Origin of the sequence: Pseudomonas baltica, from assembly GCF_014235765.1 — a bacterium.
Lineage (GTDB): Bacteria > Pseudomonadota > Gammaproteobacteria > Pseudomonadales > Pseudomonadaceae > Aquipseudomonas > Aquipseudomonas baltica.
Genome location: NZ_JACMYH010000001.1, coordinates 1959115 through 1983695 on the forward strand (window position 1 = coordinate 1959115; position 24581 = coordinate 1983695).

Sequence of the window (24581 nt, forward strand, 5' to 3'; positions counted from 1 at the left end):
AGGCTGCTCACCAAGGATTTTCACCATGTCCATGCTCAAAGATCCGTCGCAGAAGTACCGTGCGTTCCCGACTATCGACCTGCCCGACCGCACCTGGCCGTCGAAGGCCATCACGGTGGCCCCTATCTGGTGCAGCTCCGACCTGCGAGACGGCAATCAATCGCTGATCGAGCCCATGGACGCGGCAAAGAAGCTGCGCTTCTGGAAAACCCTGGTCGCCGTTGGCGTGAAGGAAATCGAAGCCTCCTTCCCCTCCGCCTCGCAGACCGATTTCGATTTCGTGCGCACCCTGATCGAAGACGGCCACATCCCGGACGACACGACCATTCAGGTGTTGACCCAGGCCCGCGAAGACCTCATTGCGCGCACGTTCGAATCGCTCAAGGGCGCCAAGAAGGCCATCGTTCACCTGTACAACGCGACGTCGCCGTCCTTCCGCAAGATCGTGTTCAACCAGGACAAGCAGGGCGTCAAGGACATCGCGGTAAATGCCGCCAAGCTGTTCGTCAAATACGCAGCCCAGCAGCCTGAAACCCAGTGGACTTTCCAATACTCGCCGGAAACCTTCAGCGCCACCGAGCTCGAGTTCGCCAAGGAAGTCTGCGATGCGGTGATCGAGGTGTGGAATCCCACCCCGCAGAACAAGGTCATCCTCAACCTGCCGGCCACCGTGGAGGTGTCCACGCCCAACATCTATGCCGACCAGATCGAATGGTTCGGCCGCCATATCAGCCGTCGCGACAGCGTGCTGTTGAGCCTGCACACGCACAACGACCGTGGCACCGGCGTGGCTGCGACCGAGCTGGGTCTGATGGCCGGCGCGGATCGCGTCGAAGGCTGCCTGTTCGGCAACGGCGAACGTACCGGTAACGTCGACCTGGTGACCCTCGGCTTGAACCTGTACACCCAGGGCGTCGATCCCGAGCTGGATTTTTCCGACATCGACGGCATCCGCAAGGTGGTCGAAGAGTGCAACCAATTGCCGGTGCATCCTCGTCATCCGTACGTGGGCGATCTGGTTCACACCGCGTTCTCCGGCTCGCACCAGGATGCCATCCGCAAGGGGTTCACCCAGCAGAAGGAAGGCACGTTGTGGGAGGTGCCATACCTGCCGATCGACCCGGCCGACATCGGTCGCAGCTACGAAGCAGTCATCCGCGTGAACAGTCAGTCGGGCAAGGGTGGCATCACCTACCTGCTGGAACAGGAATACGGCATCAGCCTGCCGCGCCGCATGCAGATCGAGTTCAGCCAGGTGGTACAGGGTGAAACCGACCGCCTGGGCCTCGAAATGACCGCCCAGCAGATCTACGCCCTGTTGCGTAAGGAGTATCTGCAGGCCAACACGCCATACGCGCTGATCAGTCATCGGTTGCAGGAAGAAAACGGCAACAGCGCCGTGGACGTCGAGGTGCACAGTGACGGAGAAACCCAACACTGGCGTGGCAAGGGCAACGGCGCGCTGGAAGCGCTGGTCGCCTCCATGCCAATCGCCGTCGAGATCATGGACTACAACGAACACGCCATCGGCGCAGGCACGAACGCCAAGGCCGCAGCCTACATCGAGCTGCGGGTGGCCGGTGGCCGTCCCGTGCATGGCGTGGGTGTGGACGAAAACATCACCACGGCCAGCTTCAAGGCCTTGTTCAGCGCGCTGAACCGGTCGCTGAGCCAGCAGGAAGCGAAAGCTGCCTGATATGGGTAGTCGCACAAGAACCGGCCCTTCAGGGCCGGTTTTTTTATGCGTGCGCTACCCCGTAGGAGCGGTCATCGGCCACGAAAAACACACCGCAGTGTGTCAGGCATAACGCCATGAACCCTTCGCGGCCACAGACCGCTCCTACAAACTATCGAATCATCGGCCGCGAAAAACGCACCGCGGCGTGTCAGGCATGAGCGTTCCTAGCGCAACTCGTATTCGTCAGCGTCCAGGTGGGCCGGGAACCTGCCGCGGTAGGCGCGCAACGCTTCGGCACTGAGGCTTGCGTGGAAGACCCCGTCGGCCTCGCCAGCGCTCAGCAGATTCTCGCCCTGAAAGTCCAACACCTGGCTGTCGCCTGTGTAGGCAAAGCCCTTGCCATCGGTGCCCACGCGGTTCACTGCGGCTACGTAACACAGGTTCTCGATTGCCCGGGCTGGCAGCAGGCGATTCCAGTGCATGCGTCGCGCGCCCGGCCAGTTGGCGGTGTACAGCAGCAGGTCAGTGCCTTGGGCATCGCGGCTCCACACTGGAAAACGCAGGTCGTAGCAGATCAACGGACGCACGCGCCAGCCCTTTACGGAAAACACCGCCTGGTGCTCCCCAGCACTGTAGTGCTCGTGCTCTGCAGCCATGCGAAACAGATGGCGCTTGTCGTAATGCAGCATCTGGCCGTCCGGGCACGCCCACAACAGGCGGTTGCGATAGCTGCCGTCTGCAGCCTGGACGATCACGCTGCCGGTCACTACCGCGTCGAGCTTGTCGGCCCACGCCAACAGCCAGCCGTGAGTCACCCCATTCTCCGGCTCGCACTGGCTTTCGGACTCCATCGAGAACCCTGTGGTGAACATCTCCGGCAGGACCACCAGATCTGCACCCCGCGCGTGCTCGAGCAAGGCATCGAAGTGCTCGAGATTGGCTTCGCGGTCGTGCCAGGCCAGCTGGGTCTGCACCAATGCGAGCTTGAGTTCCGGGGCATGCTCGACAACAGTCGCTTCACTCATATTCGGCATAATGTGCTCGCTGCCTCGCGCAGCGTCTCCTCACGTTTGGCGAAACACAACCGGATCAGGCGCTGATCCGCTACCGGGGTGCGATAGAACACCGACACCGGAATGCTCGCTACCCCATGCTCGCGCGTCAACCACAGCGCCATGTCGACGTCGCTCAAGTCGGGCCGGATCGCCGAATAGTCGACCAGTTGGAAGTAGGTACCGGGCGTGGGTGTCAACGTGAAGCGGGAATCCGCCAGCAGGTCGCAGAGCAGATCACGCTTGCCTTGATAGAACGCCGGCAGCTCATCCACATGTCCAGGGTGTGCGGCCATGTAGTCGGCCAACGCGTACTGCAGCGGCGTGACCCCGCAGAAGCTGACGTACTGGTGCACCTTGCGCAGTTCCCGGCTCAGGGCCGGCGGTGCGATCACATAGCCGGTTTTCCAGCCCGTGACGTGGTAGGTCTTGCCGAACGAGCTGACCACGAACGCGCGCTCATACAAGCGTTCATGAGCGAGCACGCTGGCGTGAGCGACGCCGTCGAACACCAGATGCTCATAGACCTCGTCGCTGAGTATGTAGATGTCGCGGTCGGCGATCAGTGCCGCCAACTGGTCCAGTTCCGCGGCACTGATCAAGGCACCGCTGGGATTATGCGGCGTGTTGATGATGATCATGCGTGTGCGCGCGGTAATGGCATCGCTCAACCGCTGCCAGTCGATCGTGAAGTTCTCGGCATCCAGCTGCACGTGCACGCAGGTGCCGCCAGCCAGCTCGACCGAGGGTTCGTAGCTGTCGTAGCAGGGATCGAACACGATGACTTCATCGCCGTGGCGAATGACCGCCTGGATCGCGCAGAAAATTGCCTGGGTGGCGCCCGGTGTGATGGTGATCTCGGTTTCGGCGCTCACAGTGCGCCGGTACAGACGCTCGACCTTGGTCGCCACCTGTTCGCGCAGGGCCGGTAGGCCGGTCATGGGCGAGTATTGGTTGTGGCCTGCCAGCACATGTCGACCGACCGCCTCGAGCAAGGCAGGCGGACCGTCGAAATCCGGGAAACCCTGGGACAGGTTCAACGCGCCGGTTTGTGCGGCAAGTTGCGACATGGTGGTGAAGATGGTGGTGCCGACATTCGGCAGCTTGCTGCTGATCATGAGCTGCTCCCTGGAAAACCGTCCTCCAGTGTAGCAGGCAGACCGCATTCACCGCCGACGCGGCTTGCGCCGCTGCTACGGGGGGAGTGGTGTGTCTGATGGACCGCATCCACCGCCGACGCGGCTTGCGCCGCTGCTACGGGGGGCGTGGTGTGTCTGACGGACCGCATCCACCGCTGACGCGGCTTGCGCCGCTGCTACGGGGGGCGTGGTGTGTCTGACGGACCGCATCCACCGCCGACGCGGCTTGCGCCGCTGCTACGGGGGCGTGGTGCGTCTGACGGACCGCATCCACCGCCGACGCGGCTTGCGCCGCTGCTACGGGGGGCGTGGTGTGTCTGATCGCCGACGCGGCTTGCGCCGCTGCTACGGGGGGCGTGGTGTGTCTGACGGACCGCATCAGCCGCCGACGCGGCTTGCGCCGCTGCTACGGGGGTCATGGTGTGTCTGATGGACCGCATCCACCGCCGACGCGGCTTGCGCCGCTGCTACGGGTTGCACATTTTCCTGTAGCAGCGGCGCGAGCCGCGTCCGGCGTCACCACGGTGTATCAACGCTTGTCGCGGCGCTTCTTGTCGGCCTTCTTGTGGTGCGACATCAGGCGGCGCTTCTTGTTGACCTGGCGATCGGTGAGGGTGTTCTTGTTGCCCTCGTACGGGTTCTCGCCACCCTTGAACTCGATACGGATCGGCGTACCGACCAGCTTGAGCACCCGGCGATAGGTGTTTTCCAGATAGCGCACATACGACTTGGGTACCCGCTCCACCTGGTTGCCGTGGATCACGATCAACGGCGGGTTGGCACCACCCAAGTGCGCGTAGCGCAACTTGATGCGGCGGCTGTTGACCATCGGCGGCTGGTGCTCTTGCACCGCATCCTCGAGGATCTGCGTCAGGCGGCTGGTGGGCCAACGCGTGATCGCCGATTTGAACGATGCTTGCACCGATGCATACAGGTTACCCACGCCGGTGCCGTGCAGCGCCGAAATGAAGTGGATGTCGGCAAAGTCGACGAAGAACAACCGCCGCTCCAGCTCGACCTTCACATAGTCGCGCTCGCTGGGCTGCATGCCATCCCACTTGTTCAGCGCGATGACGATGGCACGACCGGTTTCCAAGGCGAAGCCCAGCAGGTTCAAGTCGTGGTCGACCACACCTTCCCGCGCGTCCATGACGAAGATCACCACGTTGGCGTCCTTGATCGCCTGCAGCGTCTTGACCACCGAGAACTTCTCGACTTCCTCGTGGATCTTGCCGCGCTTGCGCACACCGGCCGTGTCGATCAGCGTGTACTTCTCTTCGTTGCGCTCGAAGGGAATGTAGATGCTGTCGCGGGTAGTGCCCGGCTGGTCATAGACGATGACCCGGTCTTCACCGAGCATGCGGTTGACCAGGGTCGACTTGCCAACGTTGGGCCGACCGATGATGGCGATCTTGATGCCATCCTTCTCGCTCGGGCCCGGGATGCGCACGGCTTCCTCGCCTTCGGCCACATCGGCTTCGAGGTCGACTTCGTCATCGTCGCGCGGAAACTCGCCCAGGGCAGCTTCGAGCAACGTGTTGAGGCCACGGCCCTGGGCACCAGCCACGGGGATGGCATCGCCCATGCCCAACGGGGCAAATTCGGCCTTGGCCATTTCCGGGTCGACGTTGTCGACCTTGTTGGCCACCAGCAGCGAGCGCTTGTTACGCTTGCGCAGGTGTTCGGCAATCATCTGGTCGGCGGCGGTGAAACCGGCGCGCGCGTCGACCAGGAACATCACGACATCGGCTTCTTCGATGGCCAGCAGCGACTGCTCGGCCATCTTTTCGTCCATGCCGTGCTCGTCACCGGAAATACCACCGGTGTCGACCAGAATGTAGGAACGCCCTTGCCAGCGCGCCTCACCGTATTGGCGATCACGGGTAAGACCAGACAGGTCGCCGACAATGGCGTCACGGCTCTTGGTCAGGCGGTTGAACATGGTGGATTTACCGACGTTGGGTCGGCCCACCAGGGCGATTACGGGAACCATGCGGCTCTCCACTGCGTTGATTCAGAAAATACAAAGGCCGCTGCAGGCAGCGGCCGGAGTTCGAGGCGCTTCAAAGGAAGCGGCTTGCCGACACCCGCGGGTGTCAGCAAGCATAGTCAATCACTGCTTGACGGTCAGGGCTTCCAGCTTGCCACTGTTGCCGAAAATATAAAGCATGTCGCCGACGACCAGCGGGCGAGCCCGCACGCCATCGCTGTCGACCCGGGTGCGGCTGACGAAACGACCGTCGACCTGGCTCAACAGATGGACATAACCTTCCAGGTCGCCCACTGCGATGTAGCTGGAGAACACTTCGGGCGCCGACAACTGACGACGAGCCAGCTGGTCGTTGCTCCACAGGGCGGTGGTGGAACGCTCGTCGACGCCCTCCACGGTTCCCGAGGCCAGGCTGGTGTAGACGTTGCCGAAGCCCTGCGCGACACCTGCGTAGCTGGAGGCATCACGCTGCCACAGCACGCGCCCGCTTTCCAGGTCCAGGCCGGCCATGCGGCCCTGATAGGTGGTCACATACAACGTGCCACCGGACAGCAGCAGGCCGCCGTCGATATCGACCACCCGATCCAGTTCGGAGCGGCCCTGGGGCACGGCAACCCGCGCTTCCCAGACCGGCACGCCGTTGGAAACGTCCAACGCCACGACCTTGCCGGTCGACAGCCCGGCAATCGCCAGCCGGTTGGTCACCAGCGGCGCGCCCGTACCGCGCAGGGTCAGCACCGCCGGGGTGCTGTCGTACAGCCAGCGCTGGTCGCCAGTGCTGGCATCCAGGCCGATCAGGCGATCGTCCTGGGTCTGCACTACAACGACGTTGCCATTGTTGGCCGGTGGTGCCAGAACTTCACTGTTCACCCGCGCCTTCCAGCGCTGTTCGCCGGTGTCGGCGTCCAGCGCGATCACATCACCACGCAGAGTCCCCAGGGTCACCATGCCGTAGCTCACACCGACGGCACCGGAAACCGGCTGGTCCAGATCCTTCTTCCACAACACGTCACCGGTCATGCGATTCATCGCGACCACTTCGCCGGTTACATCGGCGGCGTAGATACGGTCGTTCTCGACGGCCGGCACGAGCATGTTGTAGGTCTTGCCCTGGCCATCGCCGATACCGCGGCTCCAGACCTTCTGCAAGGACACTTCTTCCTTGAAGTCGGTCAGCTCGGCCGGTGGCAGTTCCTTCTTGCTGTTGCTGCTGCAACCCACGGCCATCAAGGCCAGGGCCAGCAATGCTGCATGTTTCCAACGGATCACGTCACGCATCCCCTTTGGCCAGGTCGTCGAGCTTGATTTGAAGGCCACCCACCGCCGCTTCATCGGACAGCGCAGCCTTGGCTTTTTGATAGGCGGCATAAGCGTCGTCGCTGCGGCCCAACTGCACCAGCAGGTCGCCCTTGAGCTCTTCGCGGGCCGCCAGGAAGGCCTTGTCGGTGTCGCCGTCGAGCAGCTTCAAGGCGTCTTCGGCCTTGTTCTGCGCGGCCATGACCTGTGCCAGGCGCTGACGCGCGACCTCACCCAAGGTGGTGTCGGCAGGCTTGTCGACCACCGTCTTGAGCTCGGCTGCAGCGTCATCGAGCTTGCCGGCATCGACGGCAGCCTTGGCCAGGAACAGGCTGGCGTACTGCGCGTAGGCAGTACCGCCGAACTCGTTCTTGAGCTTGCCGGCCAGATCCGCCACCTGGGCGGTATCGGGCTTGCCGGTCGGGGTCAGGCTGGCTTCCAGCAACTGCTGGTACAGGTTGGAAGCGCTCTGCGACTGGTTGCTCTGGTATCGGGTCCAGGCTTGCCAGCCGAACACGATGACCAGGGCCAGCAGGCCACCGGTCACCAAGGGCTTGCCGTTACGCTGCCACCAGTCCTTGAGTTCGCCCATTTGTTCGTCTTCGGTACTCGACACCCCAATGCTCCTATTCGCGCAAATGCTTGATGCTTGCTTGATTCAGCCCTGCACAACGCAGGTCGCCAGATGATCGGCCAATGCCGACCAGGCAATGTTCTGTTGTTCGCCCTGGCCGCGCAGGGGTTTGAAACCTACCACTTGTTGGGCCAGTTCGTCGTCCCCCAGGATCAAGGCATGCAACGCACCGCTCTTGTCGGCTTTCTTGAACTGACTCTTGAAGCTGCCGGCACCGGCATTGACCATCAAGCGCAGCCCAGGCACTTCGTCGCGCAGCCGCTCGGCCAGGGTCAGACCTGCCAGCTCGGCCTGCTCGCCAAATGCACACAGGTACACATCGACCTGTCGGGAAATCGACTCGGGCACCTGCTCCAGGGTTTCGAGCAGCAGGATCAGACGCTCGATGCCCATGGCAAAGCCCACGCCCGGTGTCGGCTTGCCGCCCATCTGTTCGACCAGGCCATCATAGCGGCCACCGGCACACACGGTGCCCTGGGCGCCCAGCTTGTCGGTGACCCACTCGAAGACGGTCTTGCTGTAGTAGTCCAGGCCACGCACCAGCTTGGGGTTGATCACGTAGGGAATGCCGGCGGCGTCCAGACGCGCCTTCAGACCTTCGAAATGCACGCGCGACTCGTCGTCGAGATAATCGGCCAGCTTCGGTGCGTTGACCAGCACCGCCTGGGTTTCCGGGTGCTTGGTATCGAGCACGCGCAGAGGGTTGGTTTTCAGACGGCGCTGACTGTCTTCGTCGATCTGGTCCAGGTGCGCGGTGAGAAACTCCACCAGCGCCTCGCGATAGCGACCGCGGGCTTCGCTGGTGCCCAGGCTGTTGAGTTCCAGGGTGACCGCGTCACGGATCCCCAGCAGCTTCCACAGCCGCCAGGTCAGCACGATCAGCTCGGCATCGATGTCCGGGCCGTCGAGGTTGAAGACCTCCAGGCCAATCTGGTGAAACTGGCGATAGCGCCCTTTCTGCGGCCGCTCATGACGAAACATCGGCCCCATGTACCAGAGCTTCTGCACCTGGCCACCGCCGCTCAAGCCATGTTCGAGCACTGCGCGAACACAGGCTGCAGTGCCTTCGGGGCGCAGCGTGAGGGAATCGCCGTTGCGATCCTCGAAGGTGTACATCTCTTTCTCGACGATATCGGTGACTTCGCCGATGGAGCGCTTGAACAGGTCGGTGAACTCGACGATGGGCATGCGGATCTGGCGGTAGCCGTAGCCGTCCAGCAAACCGGCCACGGTGCCTTCGAAGTAGCGCCACAGCGGCGTCTGCTCGGGCAGGATGTCGTTCATGCCACGAATGGCTTGCAGAGTCTTGCTCACAAAATATCCTTAGAAATCCCGGTTAGCCGCGAATGATCAACGCCGCGTCGGCTTCGACCTTTTCCGCTGCCTTCTGCCGGATCAGCCTTTCGAGCTCATCCACCAGATTGTCGTTGGTCAGTTTCTGTGACGGCTTGCCGTCGATGTAGATCAGGTTTGGCGTACCGCCAGTCAGGCCGACATGGGCCTCCTTGGCCTCGCCCGGTCCGTTGACCACGCAACCGATGACCGCGACGTCCAGCGGCACCAGCAGGTCTTCGAGACGCCCTTCCAGTTCGTTCATGGTCTTGACCACGTCGAAGTTCTGTCGCGAACAGCTGGGGCAGGCAATGAAGTTGATGCCACGCGAACGCAGGCGCAACGACTTGAGGATGTCGTAACCAACCTTGACCTCCTCCACCGGATCGGCTGCCAGCGAAATGCGAATGGTGTCGCCGATACCGTCGGCCAGCAGCATGCCCAGACCGACCGCCGACTTGACCGTGCCGGAGCGCAGGCCACCGGCCTCGGTGATGCCCAGGTGCAAGGGCTGGATGATCTGCTTGGCGAGCAGGCGATAGGCATCGACGGCCATGAACACGTCGGACGCCTTCACGCTGACCTTGAAATCGTGGAAGTCCAGGCGCACCAGATGCTCGACGTGACGCAGCGCCGACTCGACCAGCGCTTCGGGCGTCGGCTCGCCGTACTTCTTCTGCAGATCCTTTTCCAGCGAGCCTGCGTTGACGCCGATACGGATCGGGATGCCGCGGTCGCGAGCGGCATCGACCACGGCGCGCACACGGTCTTCGCGACCGATGTTGCCGGGGTTGATGCGCAGGCAGTCCACGCCCAGTTCGGCCACACGCAAGGCGATCTTGTAGTCGAAGTGGATGTCTGCCACCAGCGGCACGCTGACGCGCTGCTTGATGCGACCGAACGCCTCGGCGGCGTCCATGTCGGGCACGGACACGCGCACGATGTCGGCACCGGCATCGACCAGACGCTGGATCTGCCCCACGGTGGCATCGACGTCATTGGTATCGGTGTTGGTCATGCTTTGCACGGCAATGGGCGCATCGCCCCCCACCGGTACCGAGCCAACCCATATTTTGCGCGATTCGCGGCGCTTGATCGGAGATTCACCGTGCATGTTATTGCCCCAGCTTCATGCGAGCAGTATTGCCCTTGGTAAAGGGCGCGACATCCACCGCTTGACCGTTGTAAGTCACCTGGGCGGCATTGGCCACGCCCAGGCGTATGGCGAACGGCGGCTTGCCGCCGACCTGTAGATTCTCGCCGGAACGCTTGAGACCGCTGTACAGGACCTTGCCGGTGGCATCACTGACCTGAGTCCAGCAATCGGCGACGAAGTTGATCCCGACCTGGCCTTGCCCGGCCACTGGAGCCTCAATGGGCGCAGGGACGGCAGCCGGGGCGGCAGCACTGCTCGTCAGGGCGCTGCTCGGGCTCGGCGCGACAACGGCCGCTGGTGTCTGCGCCGCAACCGGCGGCTGCGCCACCGTGGCGGCAGGCGTACCGGTGGTGGCCGGGTCGACCGGGGCCTGGCCCTGGTTCAGGCTCAAGGCCGTCGGCTCGCCTTCGCGCGCCGCCACGACCGCCTGGTCTTCAGGCTCGTCGAGCGGATGGATCTGGGTGGTGCCATCGGCGCTTTCGACTTCGACGTGCTCCAGCGCGACGTTGGTCGGATCGGTGCCCCGCGCGGTGGTCTTGTCCTGCCACCAGAGGAAACCGCCACCCACCAGCGCCAGTACCAGCATCAGGCTGACGATGCGCAGCAGGTTGTGAGCCAGGCGCGATGGTTCTTCGATGCGACCCAGGCCATGCACGTTGCTGCCATGTGCATTGGTGCCCGTGTACTGGTCGAACGCCTGCACCAGTACTGCCTGATCGAGGCCCAGCAACTTGGCATAGGCGCGGATATAGCCACGGGAAAAGGTGTGCCCGGGCAGCTTGTCGAACGCGCCCGCTTCCAGGTTGGCCAGCGAGGTGGGCGTGAGATTGAGCCGGGCGGCCACCTCAGGCAACGACCACTCTTTGCTTTCGCGGGCCTGACGCAAGGTATCGCCGGGGTTTACACGAGAGCCTGCTGCTACTTCGGGATGCGCCGCTTTCATCTTTGCTCCGACAGGTATTGCTGATATTCCGGCGTACCGGGATAAAGCCGTTTGAGTTGCAGGCCATAACTGGCGGCCTTGTTCTTGTCTTCGTAGACTTTCGCCAGACGCGTGCCAAGCAGCAGGCTGCGCGCGGTGTGCTCGCTCAACTGGGTGAACCGGTCGAAATACTCCTTGGCCGGCACATAATGCATGTCCTGGTATGACATCTCGGCCATTTCCAGCAAAGCACGGGGCTGCTGGCGGTTGAGCCGCAGGGCCTTCTCCAGGTTCTGCTGTGCCACCTCGCGCTGCCCAAGGGCCACGGCGGTCATGCCGAGGTTCTCGAAGACCCGTGAACGCTCCGGGTAAAGCGTATCGGCGGCGGCCTTCTCGAACAGTTCATAGGCTTCCTTGTAGCGTTTCTGCTCGTACAGGAAACTGCCGTAGTTGTTCAGGATACGGGCATCGCTGCGAGCGTTCAAAGCCTTGCGAAAATGCTGCTCGGCGAGCTCCGGTTCCATCTCCGCCTGGAACACCAGGGCCAGTGCGGCATTGGCGTCGGCGTCGGAGCTGTTCAGCTCCAGGGCCTTCTTCAAGGGAATCTTCGCCCGTTCGGTACTGCCTTCCTGCAGGTAGCCCAGGCCCAGTTGCACATAGGCCTGACGTGCCTCGTCCCGCCCCTTGCTGGTGTCCATCGGATTGACCTTGCCCGTGGTGACGCAGCCGGTCAGCAAGGCGAATACGATCAGCAGCGCAGCGCGCAGGGTCATGGGGTTCCTCTCGTTCAGTTCCGATTCGCGGCAGTTTGCGGCATATCGGCCTCAGCGCCTAATTGGCGTACGGCGATGTAGCGTTCACTGCGGCGCGTGCGGTCCATGACCTGACCCACCAGCTGGCCACAGGCCGCGTCGATGTCCTCGCCGCGGGTGGTGCGTACGGTGACGTTGAAGCCAGCCTGATGCAGGTGATCCTGGAAACGACGGATCGCATTGTTGCTCGGGCGCTCGTAGCCGGAATGCGGGAACGGGTTGAACGGAATGAGGTTGACCTTGCAGGGCACGTTCTTGAGCAACTCGACCATTTCCACGGCATGCTCGAGCTGGTCGTTGACGTCCTTGAGCAGGGTGTACTCGATAGTCAGCACGCGCTTCTCGCCCAGCTGCGACATGTAGCGCTGGCACGACTCGAGCAGCATCTTGAGCGGGTACTTCTTGTTGATCGGCACCAACTGGTTGCGCAACGCGTCGTTGGGCGCGTGCAGCGACAGGGCCAGGGAGACGTCGATGTGATCGGCGAGCACGTCGATCATGGGCACGACACCCGAGGTCGACAGGGTGACCCGGCGTTTGGAGATGCCATAGCCCAGGTCATCCATCATCAGGCGCATGGCCGCGATGACGTTGTCGAAGTTCAGCAGCGGCTCGCCCATGCCCATCATCACCACGTTGGTGATGGCACGGTCGACGGTCGCCGGGACGCTGCCGAAGGATTTGTTGGCAATCCACACCTGGCCAATGACTTCGGCGGCGGTGAGGTTGCTGTTGAAGCCTTGTTTGCCGGTGGAGCAGAAACTGCAATCCAGCGCACAGCCCGCCTGGGACGACACACACAAGGTGCCACGCTTGCCCTGGGGGATGTACACGGTCTCGACGCAGCTGCCGGACGCCACGCGCACCACCCACTTGCGGGTGCCGTCGGTGGAGATGTCCTCGCTGACCACTTCGGGGCCGCGGATCTCGGCACAGGCCTTGAGCTTTTCGCGCAGGGCCTTGCCGACGTTGGTCATGGCATCGAAATCGTCCACGCCAAAATGGTGAATCCACTTCATGACCTGACCGGCACGAAAGCGCTTCTCCCCGATCGAGTCGAAGAACTGTTCCATTTCCGGTTGAGTCAGACCCAACAGGTTCGTCTTGCCAGTCATATCAGTCATGGGTTCACCTTCACTCGTTGGCCGTGGCTTAGCGAGTGGTTACTTCGGTAGTAGCGAAGAAGTATGCGATTTCGCGGGCAGCAGCAGCTTCGGAGTCCGAACCGTGGACGGCGTTGGCGTCGATGGATTCGGCGAAGTCGGCACGGATGGTACCGGCAGCAGCTTCTTTAGGGTTGGTAGCACCCATCAGTTCGCGGTTCAGAGCGATGGCGTTTTCACCTTCCAGAACCTGGACGACGACCGGGCCGGAAGTCATGAAGGCAACCAGCTCACCGAAGAAGCCACGAGCGCTGTGTTCGGCGTAGAAGCCTTCGGCTTCGGCTTTGGACAGTTGCTTGAGTTTCGAGGCAACGACGCGCAGGCCGGCTTTTTCGAAACGAGTGGTGATCTCGCCGATGACGTTCTTGGCGACAGCGTCGGGCTTGATGATGGAGAAAGTACGTTGAACAGCCATGTGAAACTCCAGAAACAGTGATTGAAGCGAAAAATTAAACCCGCGAATTATACGCGGGTTCCGGGGTATTGCCTAACCTGCAAATCGATCAGTCCTTTTCGGCAGCCCAGAGGGTCTGCACCGCCTCGAGCACCTTCTCGCCGACGCGACCGGAGGCGTCGTCGAAATCGGGCAGCGCCTTGATCATCTGCTGCAGGCGGGTGAAGCCGATCGAATACGGATCGAGTTCCGGACGCCGTTCTTCCAGCTCCTCGGCGATCCGCTGTACATCATTCCAACCATAGCTCATGACGATTCCTCGGTCAGTGCGGCGCTTCGGCGGCGTGATTGAGCGAGTACTTGGGAATCTCGACGGTGATGTCCTGGGTGCCGACCTTGGCCTGGCAGCTCAGGCGCGACGTCGGCTCAAGGCCCCAGGCGCGATCGAGGAAATCCTCTTCCAGCTCGTCGGCTTCTTCCAGCGTGTCGAAACCGGCACGGATCACGCAATGGCAGGTGGTGCAGGCGCACACGCCGCCACAGGCACTCTCGATCTCGATGTGATGATCGTGGGCAACGTCGAGCAGCGACCGGCCAGTTTCAGCTTCGACCACCATGCCGTCCGGGCAATGCTCGGCGTGGGGCAGAAAAGTCACCTTCGGCATCAGTTATTCCTCAATTTCATTCAGGTTGCGCCCTGACAGGGCGTCTTTCACGGCATTGTTCATACGACGCGCAGCGAAAGCATCGGTCACCTGCGACAGCAGCTTGGTCTGCTGTTCGATGGCCGGACCGTCGTCGCCCTTGACCCGCGCGCGTAACTCGTCCATCTGCAGGCCGATCACCATGCGCTCTTCGTCGTCGAGCAGACGCTCGCCATCGGCGTCCAGCGCGGCCTGTACCGCTTCGAGCAGACGCTCGCCGTCTACCTGGTGCTCGCGCAGCTGGCGAGCAACCTTGTCGTCACCGGCGTACTGGAAGGAATCGGTGAGCATCCTGGCGACCTCGCCGTCGGTCAGGCCATAGGAGGGCTTGACCTGAATGCTCGCTTCCACGCCAGAGCCCAGCTCGCGCGCGGACACACTGAGCAGGCCATCGGCATCGACCTGAAAGGTCACACGGATCTTCGCCGCGCCGGCCACCATGGCTGGGATGCCACGCAGCTCGAAACGGGCCAGCGACCGGCAGTCGCTGATCAGCTCGCGCTCACCCTGCAGAACGTGCACGAGCAAGGCCGACTGGCCGTCCTTGTAGGTGGTGAAATCCTGGGCACGCGCAACGGGAATGGTGGTGTTGCGCGGAATCACCTTCTCCATCAGCCCGCCCATGGTTTCCAACCCCAGGGACAGCGGGATGACGTCCAGCAGCAACAGCTCGCCGCCGTCGCGCTTGTTGCCGGCCAAGGTATCGGCCTGGATGGCCGCACCGATGGCCACCACCTGATCGGGGTCGATGTCGGTCAACGGCTGGCGCCCGAACAGCTCGCCTACCGCTTCACGTACCCGAGGCACGCGGGTAGAGCCACCGACCATGACCACGGCAAGGATCTCGTCGATCTCGATGCTGGCGTCACGCACGGCACGTCGGCAGGCCTTGAGGCTGCGCGCGATCATGGGTTCGATCAGCGCCTGGAAGGCGTCGCGAGTGAGCTCCGCACTCCAGGTGCCGTATTCGATGGTGGCGCTGTACGACTGGCTCAGGGCTTCCTTGGCAGCGCACGCCGCCTGCAGCAGCTGACGCTGGGCACCGGGGTCGAGGTTGGCGGATACGCCCGCCTGCTCGACGATCCAGCCTGCGATGGCATGATCGAAATCGTCGCCACCCAGCGCGCTGTCGCCGCCGGTGGCCAGCACTTCGAAGACCCCGCCGGTCAGGCGCAGGATGGAGATATCGAAAGTGCCACCGCCCAGGTCGTAGATCGCCACCAGCCCTTCGGCGTGCTGATCCAAGCCATAGGCGACGGCAGCGGCCGTCGGCTCGTTGAGCAGGCGCAGCACGTTCAGCCCGGCCAGGCGCGCGGCGTCCTTGGTGGCTTGACGCTGGGCGTCATCGAAATAGGCGGGAACGGTGATCACCGCCCCGACCAGGTCGCCGCCCAAGACGTCTTCGGCGCGCTGGCGCAGGGCCTTGAGAATATCGGCAGACACTTCCACCGGGCTTTTCGGCCCTTGGACGGTCTGGATGAACGGCATGTGCGACTCGCCACCGACGAAGCGGTAGGGCAATTGCTCGCCCAGCTGCTTGACGTCGGCCAGGCCACGGCCCATCAGGCGCTTGACCGAGAGTACGGTGTTGAAAGGGTCGCTGGCGGCGGCAGCCTTGGCAGCCGCTCCGACCTCGACACGATCGGCGTGATAGCGAACGGCAGACGGCAGGATGACCTGCCCGTCTGCGTCTGCCAGGGGTTCGGATAGACCGCTGCGCAGCGCAGCGACCAGCGAATTGGTAGTGCCCAGGTCGATCCCCACGGCCAGACGACGCTGGTGTGGTTGAGGACTCTGGCCAGGTTCGGCGATCTGCAGTAGGGCCATGCTTATCAGGTCAGGAATTCAGGCGTGTGGCCGTAGCGACACTGGGTTAATCGTCGAGGCGCTCTTCAAGCTGGCGCACTTCATAAGAAAGCTTGTCGAGAAACTGCATGCGCCGCATCAGGCGTTCGGCCTGTTCGCGTTGCGCCGCGTCATCCCAACAGGCAGCGAAGCTGTCTTCGAGTTCAGCCTGCGCGGCCTTGACCCGCCGCTTGAAGGCGGCCACACCGGGCAAGTCGGCGCTGTCCTGCAGGTCTTCGAGCTCTTCGCGCCACTGCATCTGCTGCAGAAGAAAGTCCGGGTCATGGACCGTGACTTCCTGCGGTACTTCCCGCCCGCCGATGGACAGCAGGTAACGCGCACGCTTGGGCGCAGCCTTCAGGGTCTGGTAGGCATCGTTCAAACCCGCGGACTTTTCCAGCGCCTGGCGCTGCTCGCGCTCGGAAGCGTCGGCAAAGCGATCGGGGTGGACTTCACGGGCCAACTCGCGGTAGCGGGTAGCCAGCTGGTCGAGATCCAGGCGAAAGCCGGGCTTGAGGTCGAACAGGGCGAAATGACAAGGAGTACCCACGGTCAGCCTCAGATATTGAAGCTTTCGCCGCAGCCACATTCGCCGCGTACGTTGGGGTTGTTGAACTTGAAGCCTTCGTTCAACCCTTCCTTGACGAAATCGAGCTCGGTACCGTCCAGGTAGACCAGGCTCTTGGGATCGATGATCACCTTGACGCCATGGTTCTCGAAGACCTTGTCTTCGCTGCCGGCTTCATCGACGAACTCCAGCACGTAGGCCAACCCCGAGCAACCGGTGGTGCGTACGCCCAAACGAATGCCGTCACCCTTGCCACGCCCTGCCAGGGAGCGGCGAACGTGGTTGGCGGCGGCTTCTGTCATGCTGATGGCCATCGTGACTCCTTACCTGCAAACGGTTGCGCGCGAGCGGTCACCCGCACCGCGCTGTATCGAACCTGCGACTGTGTCCAGCTTCGCTCTGACTCAGAGCAGACCTTTCTTCTGCTTGTAGTCGCGTACGGCCGCCTTGATGGCGTCCTCGGCGAGCACCGAGCAGTGGATCTTCACCGGCGGCAACGCCAGTTCTTCGGCCAGCTGGGTGTTCTTGATGGTTTCGGCTTCGTCCAGGGTCTTGCCCTTCATCCACTCGGTGGCGAGGGAGCTGGAAGCGATGGCCGAACCGCAGCCGTACGTCTTGAACTTGGCATCTTCGATGATGCCCTGCTCGTTGACGCGGATCTGCAGACGCATCACATCGCCGCACGCCGGAGCGCCGACCATGCCAGTGCCGACATCGGCATCTTCGGCGTCCATCTTGCCCACGTTACGTGGGTTTTCGTAGTGGTCGATGACCTTTTCACTGTAAGCCATGATATTGATCCTTACTGAAACTCATCAGGTAAGCCGCTCTTGCCGGCAGCTACTTAGTGCGCCGCCCACTCGATCTTCGAGATATCGACACCGTCTTTGTACATGTCCCACAGCGGCGACAACGCGCGCAGCTTGGTGACAGCCTCGCAGACTTTCTGCGCGGCGTAATCGACTTCTTCCTCGGTGGTGAAGCGACCGAAGGTGAAACGAATGGAGCTGTGTGCCAGCTCGTCGTTACGGCCCAGGGCGCGCAGCACGTACGAGGGCTCGAGCGAGGCCGAGGTGCACGCGGAACCGGAAGACACTGCCAGGTCCTTGAGGGCCATGATCAGCGACTCGCCTTCGACATAGTTGAAGGACAGGTTCAGGTTGTGCGGTACGCGGGCAGTCAGACTGCCGTTGACGTACAGCTCTTCCAGGTTTTCGACCTGCTGGTAGAACCGGTCGCTGAGGGCCTTGATGCGTGCGTTCTCGTCCGCCATGGTTTCCTTGGCGATACGGAAGGCTTCGCCCATGCCGACGATCTGGTGCGTGGCCAGGGTGCCCGAACGCATGCCGCGCTCGTGACCACCGCCGTGCATGGCAGCTTCCAGACGAACGCGCGGCTTGCGGCTGACGTACAGCGCGCCGATACCCTTGGGGCCGTAGGTCTTGTGTGCCGAGAACGACATCAGGTCGACCTTGAGCGCGGCCAGGTCGATGTCGACCTTGCCGGTAGACTGCGCAGCATCGACATGGAACAGCACGCCGCGCGAACGGGTCAGTTCGCCGATGGCCGCGATGTCGTTGATGACGCCGATTTCGTTGTTCACGTGGATGACCGAAACCAGGATGGTGTCGTCGCGCATCACCGCTTCGATCATGGCCGGGGTGACCAGGCCATCGGTGCCGGGCTCGAGGTAGGTGACGTCGAAGCCTTCACGCTCGAGCTGGCGGGTGGTGTCCAGCACCGCCTTGTGCTCGATCTTGGTGGTGATGATGTGCTTGCCCTTGGTCTGGTAGAAGTGCGCCACACCTTTGATCGCGAGGTTGTCGGACTCGGTGGCACCGCTGGTCCAGACGATTTCGCGCGGGTCGGCACCGACCAGGTCGGCCACTTGGCGACGGGCGTTTTCGACGGCTTCTTCTGCCTTCCAGCCGAACACGTGCGAACGGGAAGCCGGGTTACCGAAGTTCCCGTCCATCTGCAGGCATTCGATCATCTTCTGTGCAACGCGTGGATCCACTGGCGTGGTCGCGGAGTAATCGAGGTAAATCGGCAACTTCATTGGTATCTCCTATCAGGCGGCTAACCTGGCTTTCTCATTCGACGGCAGACGTTTCGATCTTGTCCAGGCGTTGCGTGCGGCCGTTGCTGTTGCAACGGCGCAGGTCCTGGCGCTGGGCGACTTCTTGCACTTCACGGCGAGTGACAAGGTCGGACAGACTGATGCCGCTCAAAAATTCATGGATCTGCTGGCTGAGGTCGCACCACAGGTGATGGGTCAGGCAGGTGTCTCCGGCGTGGCAATCACCCAGGCCCTGGCACTTGGTGGCGTCGACTGATTCGTTGACCGCGTCGATGACCTGTGCAACCTGGATGCCTTCCATTTCGCGGGAAAGCTGGTAACCACCGCCCGGGCCGCGCACGCTGGACACCAGGTTGCCCCGGCGCAGCTTGGCGAACAGTTGCTCCAGGTAGGACAGCGAAATGCCCTGGCGCTCGGAGATGTCGGCCAATGAGACCGGCCCACGCTGCGCGTGCAATGCCAGGTCGAGCATGGCAGTGACGGCGTATCGGCCTTTAGTTGTCAGTCGCATGGCTAGTACCACGGGTTCTCAGAATAGGTTCGATCATCCTATTTCCGAGTAAATTTGTCAACTATAAGTCCTACTGAATTACTAGGACTTGAGTGCAAAAACGGCGGCGCAATGATAGCAGACTAATGATGCAGGAGGGAGCACCCGCTGCGCGCTATGCCCCGCAGGAGCGGTCATCGGCTGCGAAACGGGCGCCGCAGTGGATCTGCTAGACCGATGTGCGCCCTTCGCGGCCATGGACCGCTCCTACGGGGGTGTCGAGGCACGCGTAGGAGCGGTCATCGGCCGCGAAACGGGCGCCGCGGTGGATCTGCTAGACCGAGGTGCGCCCTTCGCGGCCATGGACCGCTCCTACGGGGGGGTCGGGGCGCGCGTGGGAGCGGTCATCGGCCGCGAAACGGGCGCCGCGGTGGATCTGATGGATCAGGGGTTGGCCTTGCGCTCCGCGCCCTGCACGCATTCGAAATCCTCGTCACGCAGGGGCGGCAGGTCCTTGGCACGGTAGTCGCTGCCCAACTGGTTGAGCGCGCCACACATGCCCTCGAGGCGCCCATCCACTGCATGCAGGTGATCGAGCAGTTGGCCGATGGCCCTGGCCACCGGGTCTGGCATATCTTCCCCACCGACACCGTAGGCATCGAAGCCGATCTTCTCGGCCATGGCCTTGCGCCGCGCATCGAGCTGGTCGTCGCTCTTGACGATGATCTTGCCCGGGATCCCCACCACGGTCGCGCCGGGCGGCACCTCCTTGGTCACCACCGCATTGGAGCCGACCTTGGCCCCGGCGCCCACCGTAAACGGCCCGAGCACCTTGGCGCCCGCCCCTACCACCACGCCGTCGGCCAGGGTTGGATGGCGCTTGCCCTTGTTCCAGCTGGTACCGCCCAGGGTCACGCCCTGATAGATCGTCACATCGTCGCCGATCTCGGCCGTCTCGCCGATCACGATGCCCATGCCGTGGTCGATGAAAAACCGCCGGCCCACCGTGGCGCCCGGATGAATCTCGATCCCGGTCATCCAGCGACCGAAATTCGACACCACCCGCGCCAGCCATTTCAGATCCCGCTTCCACAAGGCATGGGCCGCCCGATGCAGCCAGATGGCGTGCATGCCGGGGTAGCAGGTCAGTACCTCGAACGCATTGCGCGCAGCCGGATCGCGATGAAAAACACTCTGGATATCTTCCCGCAGACGTTCGAACATTTACTGATCCTTGCGCTTATGCGGCTCGCCCCGAGCGACCTTCTGGGTCTCGGTGAGAATGCCGCGCAAAATACTCATTTCCGACTTGTTCACGGCGCTTCGGCCAAACAGCCGACGCAGGCGCGCCATCAAATGCCGCGGTTTTTCCGGGTCGAGAAAGGCGATATCGACCAGCGTGTCCTGCAGATGGCCATAGAAGCGCTCCATCTCGTCGCTGGTCGCCCTCTCCTCGGCCTTCTCCATGGCAGCAGCCGGCCGCTTGCCCGCCAGCCAGGCCATGCGCACCTCATAGCCGAGCACCTGCACAGCAGCCGCCAGGTTCAGCGAGCTGAAATCGGGGTTGGACGGGATGTGCACATGGAAATGACAGCGTTGCAGCTCGTCGTTGGTCAGGCCCGCATGCTCGCGGCCGAACACCAGCGCGATCTGCTTGCCCTGCCCCACTTCGTCGATGACTTTTTCGCCGCATTCACGGGGATCCACCAAGGGCCAGGGCAGGCTGCGGTCGCGGGCGCTGGTACCCAGCACCACCGTGCAGCCCACCAGTGCCTCTTCCAGCGTGGCGACCACCTGGGCGTTTTCCAGCACGTCACTGGCACCCGAGGCGCGCGCCTCGGCTTCGGGCGACGGAAAATCGCGGGGCTCGACCAGCACCAGCCGCGACAGGCCCATGTTCTTCATGGCGCGCGCCGCTCCACCGATGTTGCCGGGATGGCTGGTATTGACCAGGACGACTCGGATGTTATCCAGCACGGCTAGGGCTCTGTGTCGGGGAAAGGGCGGCAAATATTACAGAAGGCCTATAACTAAGGCTATGTCCCTCTTCTTGTCCACGACTTTTCTGCTAGAATGCGCGGCTTTCTTTAACGACCTAGGTGAAACGTCCATGCAGCCCATGCTGAATATCGCGCTGCGCGCCGCCCGCAGCGCCAGTGAATTGATCTTCCGCTCCATCGAGCGCCTGGATACCATCAAGGTCGACGAGAAAGATGCCAAGGACTACGTGTCCGAAGTCGATCGCGCCGCCGAACAGAAAATCATCGACGCCCTGCGCAAGGCCTATCCAACCCACGGCATCCGTGGCGAAGAAACCGGCTTCCACGCCGGCAGCGGCGAAGGCGAAGACTACCTGTGGATCATCGACCCACTGGACGGCACCACCAACTTCCTGCGCGGCGTCCCGCATTTCGCCGTCAGCATCGCCTGCAAATACCGCGGTCGCCTGGAGCACGCGGTGGTTCTGGACCCGGTGCGCCAGGAAGAATTCACCGCCAGCCGTGGCCGTGGCGCCCAACTCAACGGTCGCCGCCTGCGCGTCAGCGGTCGCACCAGCCTGGACGGCGCCTTGCTGGGCACCGGCTTTCCGTTCCGTGACAACCAGATGGACAACCTCGACAACTACCTGGGCATGTTCCGCAGCCTGGTGGGCCAGACCGCCGGCATCCGCCGCGCCGGCTCCGCCAGCCTGGATCTGGCCTACGTCGCCGCGGGCCGCTTCGACGCATTCTGGGAGTCAGGTCTGTCGGAATGGGACATGGCTGCAGGCGTGCTGCTGATACAGGAAGCAGGCGGTCTGGTGAGCGATTTCACCGGCGGCCACAACTTCCTCGAAAACGGCCACATCGTGGCCGGCAACACCAAGTGCTTCAAGGCGGTGCTGACCGCCATCCAGCCGCACCTGCCGGCTTCGCTCAAGCGCTGAGCGCCGAGCGCCGACGCGACAAGCGCCGCGACGAAAAAAGCACCCTGATGGGTGCTTTTTTCATGCCCGAGATTCACGCCAACACGGACTATTCTTCGCAGGCAAAGGCCAGTATTCGACCCAGCATCTCGTCGCAGCCAGCCAGTTGCGCGATGCTGACGAACTCATCGGGCTTGTGCCCCTGCGCCATGCTGCCGGGCCCGCACACCACCGTCGCTATGCCCGCCTGATCGAACAGCCCGCCTTCGGTACCGAATGCCACCGTGGAAAACGCCCGCGACCCGCTGAACCGCGCGATCAAGCCCGCCGCCTCGCTGGCATGGCTCACGTCAAGGCCCGGATAGCTGGACAACTCGCTGAAGCGAATGGCGCTCTGGCCACCGACCGCCTGCATGGCCGGCAGTAACGTGTGCTCGGCGTAACCTTGCAGGGCCTGGGTGAGTTGCCGCGGATCATCGGCGGGCAGCGAGCGCACCTCGAAATCGAAACGGCAATGCTGGGGTACGATGTTGAGCGCCGTACCGCCCGCGATCACCCCCACCTGCACCGTGGAAAACGGCGGATCGAAGCGCTCGTTGCGTGCATCCGGGGTTTGCAGCGCCTCACCCAGCCGACCCAGTTCGGCAATCAACCGCGCGGCGTACTCGATGGCATTGACCCCACTGGGTGCATGGGCCGAGTGACAAGCCAGCCCCTCTACCTCGCAACGCATCGCCAGTTTGCCCTTGTGGCCGAGCACGGGCGCCAGTTCGGTCGGTTCGCCGATCACGCACAACATCGGCTGCACCGGCCGGTGACGCAACGCTTCGAGCAGCGAGCGCACGCCCAGGCAGCCGACTTCCTCATCGTAGGACAGCGCGATGTGCAGCGGCCTGCGCAGGGGTGCCTCGACCCATGCCGGCACCTGCGCCAGCACGCAGGCGATGTAGCCTTTCATGTCGGCGGTGCCGCGGCCGTACAACCGGCCGCCCGCTTCGCTCAACTGGAACGGCGGATACATCCAGGTCTGGCCGTCTACCGGCACCACATCGGTATGGCCCGACAGGACGATGCCCGGCACATGGTCAGGGCCGATGCTGGCGAACAGATTGGCCTTGCTGCGAGCCTCGTTGTAGATCAGCTCGCTGCTCACGCCGTACTCTGCCAGGTAGCCCTGAACGAATTCGATCAGCGCCAGGTTCGACTCGCGACTGGTGGTGTCGAAGGCCACCAACTGCGCGAGCAGATCACGGCTGGCGTTCATCGGGCGTCTCCCGGCACGCCGTAACCCGGCGCCACCGCCGGATTCAAAGCGCGGTCGATATAGTCCTGCATCTGCGGTCGATAGGCCTGCCACAGCTGCTGCAACTCACCCAAAGGATCATGCTCGGCCCAGTCCACTCGCAGGTCGACGACGGGCCACGGCAGCTCACCTACTACTTTCAGCGCCGCAGAGTGCACCGGCCCGGCTTCGCCACCGGCGGCCAGCCCGGCCAGCATGGCATGCAGCAAGCGCTCGGCCAGGTGCCCGGAGGCCTCTTGGAACGCCTCGACCAAAGCGTCGACCACCGCGGTGGCGGCCAGCATGTTGCCTGCCGCTACGCATTGCTCACCGCTGCGCGCATGGTGAATGCCCAAGGTCTGGCCGCCGCTGACAAAGGCGCTGCGCCCCTGCGCATCGAGGGCGATGATCTGCCGGTACTCACCAAAACCGTCGCCGCCCAGCACCTGCTGCAACGCCTCTGCAGGCGAGACCTGCCGTTCGAGCAGCACAAGCGTCTGCGGGCCGAGGGCTGGCAGGGTGATGTTCTGTGACGACACCGCCCCCACCCCGGCCAGCAGCCACGGGCAGCGGGCGCCCACGGCGATGCTCGAAGAACTGATGGCGATGCCCAACTGGCCGGTTTCGGCGCAGCGTGCCGCAATGGAAAAGGTCATGGCAGGGAACTCCTCATTCCGGGATGACGGCGATCACGTCGATTTCCATCAACCACTGCGGTTGGCCGAGGGCCGACACCACCAGGCCAGTGGAAATCGGGAAGACTCCCTTGAGCCAGCGGCCGACGACGTGATAGACCGGCTCGCGATAGCGCGGATCGATGATGTAGGTCGTGGTCTTGACGATATGCGACAGGTCGCTGCCCGCCTCTTCCAGCAACTGCTTGACGTTTTTCATGGCCTGCTCGGCCTGCGCGGCCGGGTCACCGAGCCCCACGAGGTTGCCGTCGAAATCGGTGCCCACCTGGCCACGCACATAGACGGTATTGCCGGCCCGGACAGCTTGGCACAGGTCATTGTCCAGGCTCTGGTTGGGGTAGGTGTCCTTGGTGTTGAACATCCGAATGCGGGTATGGGTAACCATGAACGAAACTCCTTGGCGTAGGCGTCGAGGTGACGCCACACAGTAGTGATCAACAGCTG

Annotated in this window: 26 protein-coding genes; 2 read left to right on the forward strand and 24 right to left on the reverse strand. The window is 63.0% G+C overall.

The window, feature by feature from the left end:
• Window positions 1-25: 25 nt before the first annotated feature.
• A complete protein-coding gene (gene leuA / locus H7993_RS08775) occupies window positions 26-1696 on the forward strand; it encodes a 2-isopropylmalate synthase (protein WP_185794070.1) in 1671 nt (556 codons plus the stop codon).
• Window positions 1697-1902: 206 nt separating this feature from the next.
• Here leuA and H7993_RS08780 read toward each other — a convergent pair whose 3' ends face one another.
• From H7993_RS08780 to trmJ, 21 genes are all read right to left on the reverse strand, one after another.
• Window positions 1903-2703, reverse strand: a complete 801-nt coding sequence (locus H7993_RS08780) for an amidohydrolase (protein ID WP_185794071.1) — start codon at window positions 2701-2703, stop codon at window positions 1903-1905.
• Window positions 2700-3848 (reverse strand): pyridoxal phosphate-dependent aminotransferase, encoded by a 1149-nt coding sequence (locus H7993_RS08785; RefSeq protein WP_185794072.1) that lies wholly within the window; start codon window positions 3846-3848, stop codon window positions 2700-2702. Before H7993_RS08785 ends, H7993_RS08780 begins: the two co-directional genes overlap by 4 nt.
• Window positions 3849-4398: 550 nt before the next feature.
• Window positions 4399-5862, reverse strand: a complete 1464-nt coding sequence (gene der / locus H7993_RS08790) for a ribosome biogenesis GTPase Der (protein ID WP_122479541.1) — start codon at window positions 5860-5862, stop codon at window positions 4399-4401.
• 120 nt (window positions 5863-5982) lie between these two features.
• The gene (bamB, locus tag H7993_RS08795) at window positions 5983-7137 is read right to left on the reverse strand and encodes an outer membrane protein assembly factor BamB (protein ID WP_206682972.1); all 1155 of its coding nucleotides are present in this window, start codon (window positions 7135-7137) and stop codon (window positions 5983-5985) included.
• Window positions 7130-7771, reverse strand: a complete 642-nt coding sequence (locus tag H7993_RS08800) for a tetratricopeptide repeat protein (RefSeq protein WP_122479543.1) — start codon at window positions 7769-7771, stop codon at window positions 7130-7132. The genes bamB and H7993_RS08800 overlap by 8 nt, the downstream gene beginning before the upstream one ends.
• A 42-nt stretch (window positions 7772-7813) precedes the next feature.
• Entirely contained in the window at window positions 7814-9103 is a 1290-nt protein-coding gene (hisS, locus tag H7993_RS08805) for a histidine--tRNA ligase (protein ID WP_122479544.1), read from the reverse strand.
• Window positions 9104-9125: 22 nt separating this feature from the next.
• Window positions 9126-10235, reverse strand: coding sequence for a flavodoxin-dependent (E)-4-hydroxy-3-methylbut-2-enyl-diphosphate synthase (ispG, locus tag H7993_RS08810; protein WP_122713484.1), 1110 nt, complete (start codon window positions 10233-10235; stop codon window positions 9126-9128).
• 1 nt (window position 10236) lies between these two features.
• Complete coding sequence (locus H7993_RS08815; protein ID WP_185794074.1) at window positions 10237-11220, reverse strand: RodZ domain-containing protein; 984 nt, start codon at window positions 11218-11220, stop codon at window positions 10237-10239.
• Window positions 11217-11972, reverse strand: a complete 756-nt coding sequence (pilW, locus tag H7993_RS08820; RefSeq protein ID WP_043186565.1) for a type IV pilus biogenesis/stability protein PilW — start codon at window positions 11970-11972, stop codon at window positions 11217-11219. Before pilW ends, H7993_RS08815 begins: the two co-directional genes overlap by 4 nt.
• A gap of 14 nt (window positions 11973-11986) precedes the next feature.
• Window positions 11987-13135 carry a dual-specificity RNA methyltransferase RlmN gene (rlmN, locus tag H7993_RS08825; protein ID WP_122479547.1) on the reverse strand — a complete coding sequence of 383 codons (1149 nt, stop codon included), beginning with the start codon at window positions 13133-13135 and terminating at the stop codon, window positions 11987-11989.
• A gap of 28 nt (window positions 13136-13163) precedes the next feature.
• Entirely contained in the window at window positions 13164-13589 is a 426-nt protein-coding gene (gene ndk, locus H7993_RS08830) for a nucleoside-diphosphate kinase (protein ID WP_043186559.1), read from the reverse strand.
• 88 nt (window positions 13590-13677) lie between these two features.
• Complete coding sequence (gene iscX / locus H7993_RS08835; RefSeq protein ID WP_185794075.1) at window positions 13678-13878, reverse strand: Fe-S cluster assembly protein IscX; 201 nt, start codon at window positions 13876-13878, stop codon at window positions 13678-13680.
• Window positions 13879-13891: 13 nt separating this feature from the next.
• Window positions 13892-14233: an ISC system 2Fe-2S type ferredoxin gene (gene fdx, locus H7993_RS08840; protein WP_122479549.1), complete on the reverse strand. Its 342-nt coding sequence runs from the start codon at window positions 14231-14233 to the stop codon at window positions 13892-13894.
• A gap of 3 nt (window positions 14234-14236) precedes the next feature.
• Entirely contained in the window at window positions 14237-16099 is a 1863-nt protein-coding gene (hscA, locus tag H7993_RS08845; RefSeq protein ID WP_185794076.1) for a Fe-S protein assembly chaperone HscA, read from the reverse strand.
• Window positions 16100-16145: 46 nt separating this feature from the next.
• Window positions 16146-16667 carry a co-chaperone HscB gene (hscB, locus tag H7993_RS08850; RefSeq protein ID WP_122796030.1) on the reverse strand — a complete coding sequence of 174 codons (522 nt, stop codon included), beginning with the start codon at window positions 16665-16667 and terminating at the stop codon, window positions 16146-16148.
• Between the two features lie 8 nt (window positions 16668-16675).
• Window positions 16676-16999 (reverse strand): iron-sulfur cluster assembly protein IscA, encoded by a 324-nt coding sequence (iscA, locus tag H7993_RS08855; protein ID WP_122479552.1) that lies wholly within the window; start codon window positions 16997-16999, stop codon window positions 16676-16678.
• 90 nt (window positions 17000-17089) lie between these two features.
• A complete protein-coding gene (iscU, locus tag H7993_RS08860) occupies window positions 17090-17476 on the reverse strand; it encodes a Fe-S cluster assembly scaffold IscU (RefSeq protein ID WP_043186545.1) in 387 nt (128 codons plus the stop codon).
• A 53-nt stretch (window positions 17477-17529) separates the two neighbouring features.
• Window positions 17530-18744, reverse strand: a complete 1215-nt coding sequence (locus H7993_RS08865) for an IscS subfamily cysteine desulfurase (protein ID WP_122479553.1) — start codon at window positions 18742-18744, stop codon at window positions 17530-17532.
• A gap of 34 nt (window positions 18745-18778) precedes the next feature.
• Window positions 18779-19276, reverse strand: a complete 498-nt coding sequence (gene iscR, locus H7993_RS08870; RefSeq protein WP_122479554.1) for a Fe-S cluster assembly transcriptional regulator IscR — start codon at window positions 19274-19276, stop codon at window positions 18779-18781.
• A 423-nt stretch (window positions 19277-19699) separates the two neighbouring features.
• A complete protein-coding gene (gene cysE / locus H7993_RS08875; RefSeq protein ID WP_185794077.1) occupies window positions 19700-20479 on the reverse strand; it encodes a serine O-acetyltransferase in 780 nt (259 codons plus the stop codon).
• On the reverse strand, window positions 20480-21232 hold the full coding sequence (gene trmJ, locus H7993_RS08880) for a tRNA (cytosine(32)/uridine(32)-2'-O)-methyltransferase TrmJ (protein ID WP_185794078.1): 753 nt from the start codon (window positions 21230-21232) through the stop codon (window positions 20480-20482).
• A gap of 133 nt (window positions 21233-21365) precedes the next feature.
• Between trmJ and suhB the strand changes: the two genes are divergently transcribed.
• Window positions 21366-22181: a type III secretion system regulator SuhB gene (gene suhB / locus H7993_RS08885; RefSeq protein WP_122479557.1), complete on the forward strand. Its 816-nt coding sequence runs from the start codon at window positions 21366-21368 to the stop codon at window positions 22179-22181.
• An 88-nt stretch (window positions 22182-22269) separates the two neighbouring features.
• Here suhB and argE read toward each other — a convergent pair whose 3' ends face one another.
• Genes argE through H7993_RS08900 form a run of 3 tightly spaced genes read right to left on the reverse strand, consistent with a single transcriptional unit; the run spans window position 22270 to window position 24522 of the window.
• On the reverse strand, window positions 22270-23424 hold the full coding sequence (gene argE, locus H7993_RS08890; protein WP_185794079.1) for an acetylornithine deacetylase: 1155 nt from the start codon (window positions 23422-23424) through the stop codon (window positions 22270-22272).
• Window positions 23421-24098, reverse strand: coding sequence for a DUF1028 domain-containing protein (locus tag H7993_RS08895; protein ID WP_185794080.1), 678 nt, complete (start codon window positions 24096-24098; stop codon window positions 23421-23423). The genes argE and H7993_RS08895 overlap by 4 nt, the downstream gene beginning before the upstream one ends.
• A 13-nt stretch (window positions 24099-24111) precedes the next feature.
• A complete protein-coding gene (locus H7993_RS08900) occupies window positions 24112-24522 on the reverse strand; it encodes a RidA family protein (RefSeq protein ID WP_122713495.1) in 411 nt (136 codons plus the stop codon).
• Window positions 24523-24581 lie beyond the last annotated feature (59 nt).

Bases quoted from the DNA above. Each gene is read 5' to 3' on its own strand.
- H7993_RS08895 (WP_185794080.1), bottom strand. From the start codon at position 24,098: ATGACCTTTTCCATTGCGGCACGCTGCGCCGAAACCGGCCAGTTGGGC.
- cysE (WP_185794077.1), bottom strand. From the start codon at position 20,479: ATGTTCGAACGTCTGCGGGAAGATATCCAGAGTGTTTTTCATCGCGAT.
- H7993_RS08900 (WP_122713495.1), bottom strand. From the start codon at position 24,522: ATGGTTACCCATACCCGCATTCGGATGTTCAACACCAAGGACACCTAC.
- bamB (WP_206682972.1), bottom strand. From the start codon at position 7,137: ATGCGTGACGTGATCCGTTGGAAACATGCAGCATTGCTGGCCCTGGCC.
- argE (WP_185794079.1), bottom strand. From the start codon at position 23,424: ATGAACGCCAGCCGTGATCTGCTCGCGCAGTTGGTGGCCTTCGACACC.
- der (WP_122479541.1), bottom strand. From the start codon at position 5,862: ATGGTTCCCGTAATCGCCCTGGTGGGCCGACCCAACGTCGGTAAATCC.
- H7993_RS08785 (WP_185794072.1), bottom strand. From the start codon at position 3,848: ATGATCAGCAGCAAGCTGCCGAATGTCGGCACCACCATCTTCACCACC.
- ispG (WP_122713484.1), bottom strand. From the start codon at position 10,235: ATGCACGGTGAATCTCCGATCAAGCGCCGCGAATCGCGCAAAATATGG.
- ndk (WP_043186559.1), bottom strand. From the start codon at position 13,589: ATGGCTGTTCAACGTACTTTCTCCATCATCAAGCCCGACGCTGTCGCC.
- iscX (WP_185794075.1), bottom strand. From the start codon at position 13,878: ATGAGCTATGGTTGGAATGATGTACAGCGGATCGCCGAGGAGCTGGAA.
- fdx (WP_122479549.1), bottom strand. From the start codon at position 14,233: ATGCCGAAGGTGACTTTTCTGCCCCACGCCGAGCATTGCCCGGACGGC.
- H7993_RS08815 (WP_185794074.1), bottom strand. From the start codon at position 11,220: ATGAAAGCGGCGCATCCCGAAGTAGCAGCAGGCTCTCGTGTAAACCCC.
- rlmN (WP_122479547.1), bottom strand. From the start codon at position 13,135: ATGACTGATATGACTGGCAAGACGAACCTGTTGGGTCTGACTCAACCG.
- iscR (WP_122479554.1), bottom strand. From the start codon at position 19,276: ATGCGACTGACAACTAAAGGCCGATACGCCGTCACTGCCATGCTCGAC.
- H7993_RS08865 (WP_122479553.1), bottom strand. From the start codon at position 18,744: ATGAAGTTGCCGATTTACCTCGATTACTCCGCGACCACGCCAGTGGAT.
- pilW (WP_043186565.1), bottom strand. From the start codon at position 11,972: ATGACCCTGCGCGCTGCGCTGCTGATCGTATTCGCCTTGCTGACCGGC.
- iscA (WP_122479552.1), bottom strand. From the start codon at position 16,999: ATGGCCATCAGCATGACAGAAGCCGCCGCCAACCACGTTCGCCGCTCC.
- iscU (WP_043186545.1), bottom strand. From the start codon at position 17,476: ATGGCTTACAGTGAAAAGGTCATCGACCACTACGAAAACCCACGTAAC.
- H7993_RS08780 (WP_185794071.1), bottom strand. From the start codon at position 2,703: ATGAGTGAAGCGACTGTTGTCGAGCATGCCCCGGAACTCAAGCTCGCA.
- hscA (WP_185794076.1), bottom strand. From the start codon at position 16,099: ATGGCCCTACTGCAGATCGCCGAACCTGGCCAGAGTCCTCAACCACAC.
- suhB (WP_122479557.1), top strand. From the start codon at position 21,366: ATGCAGCCCATGCTGAATATCGCGCTGCGCGCCGCCCGCAGCGCCAGT.
- leuA (WP_185794070.1), top strand. From the start codon at position 26: ATGTCCATGCTCAAAGATCCGTCGCAGAAGTACCGTGCGTTCCCGACT.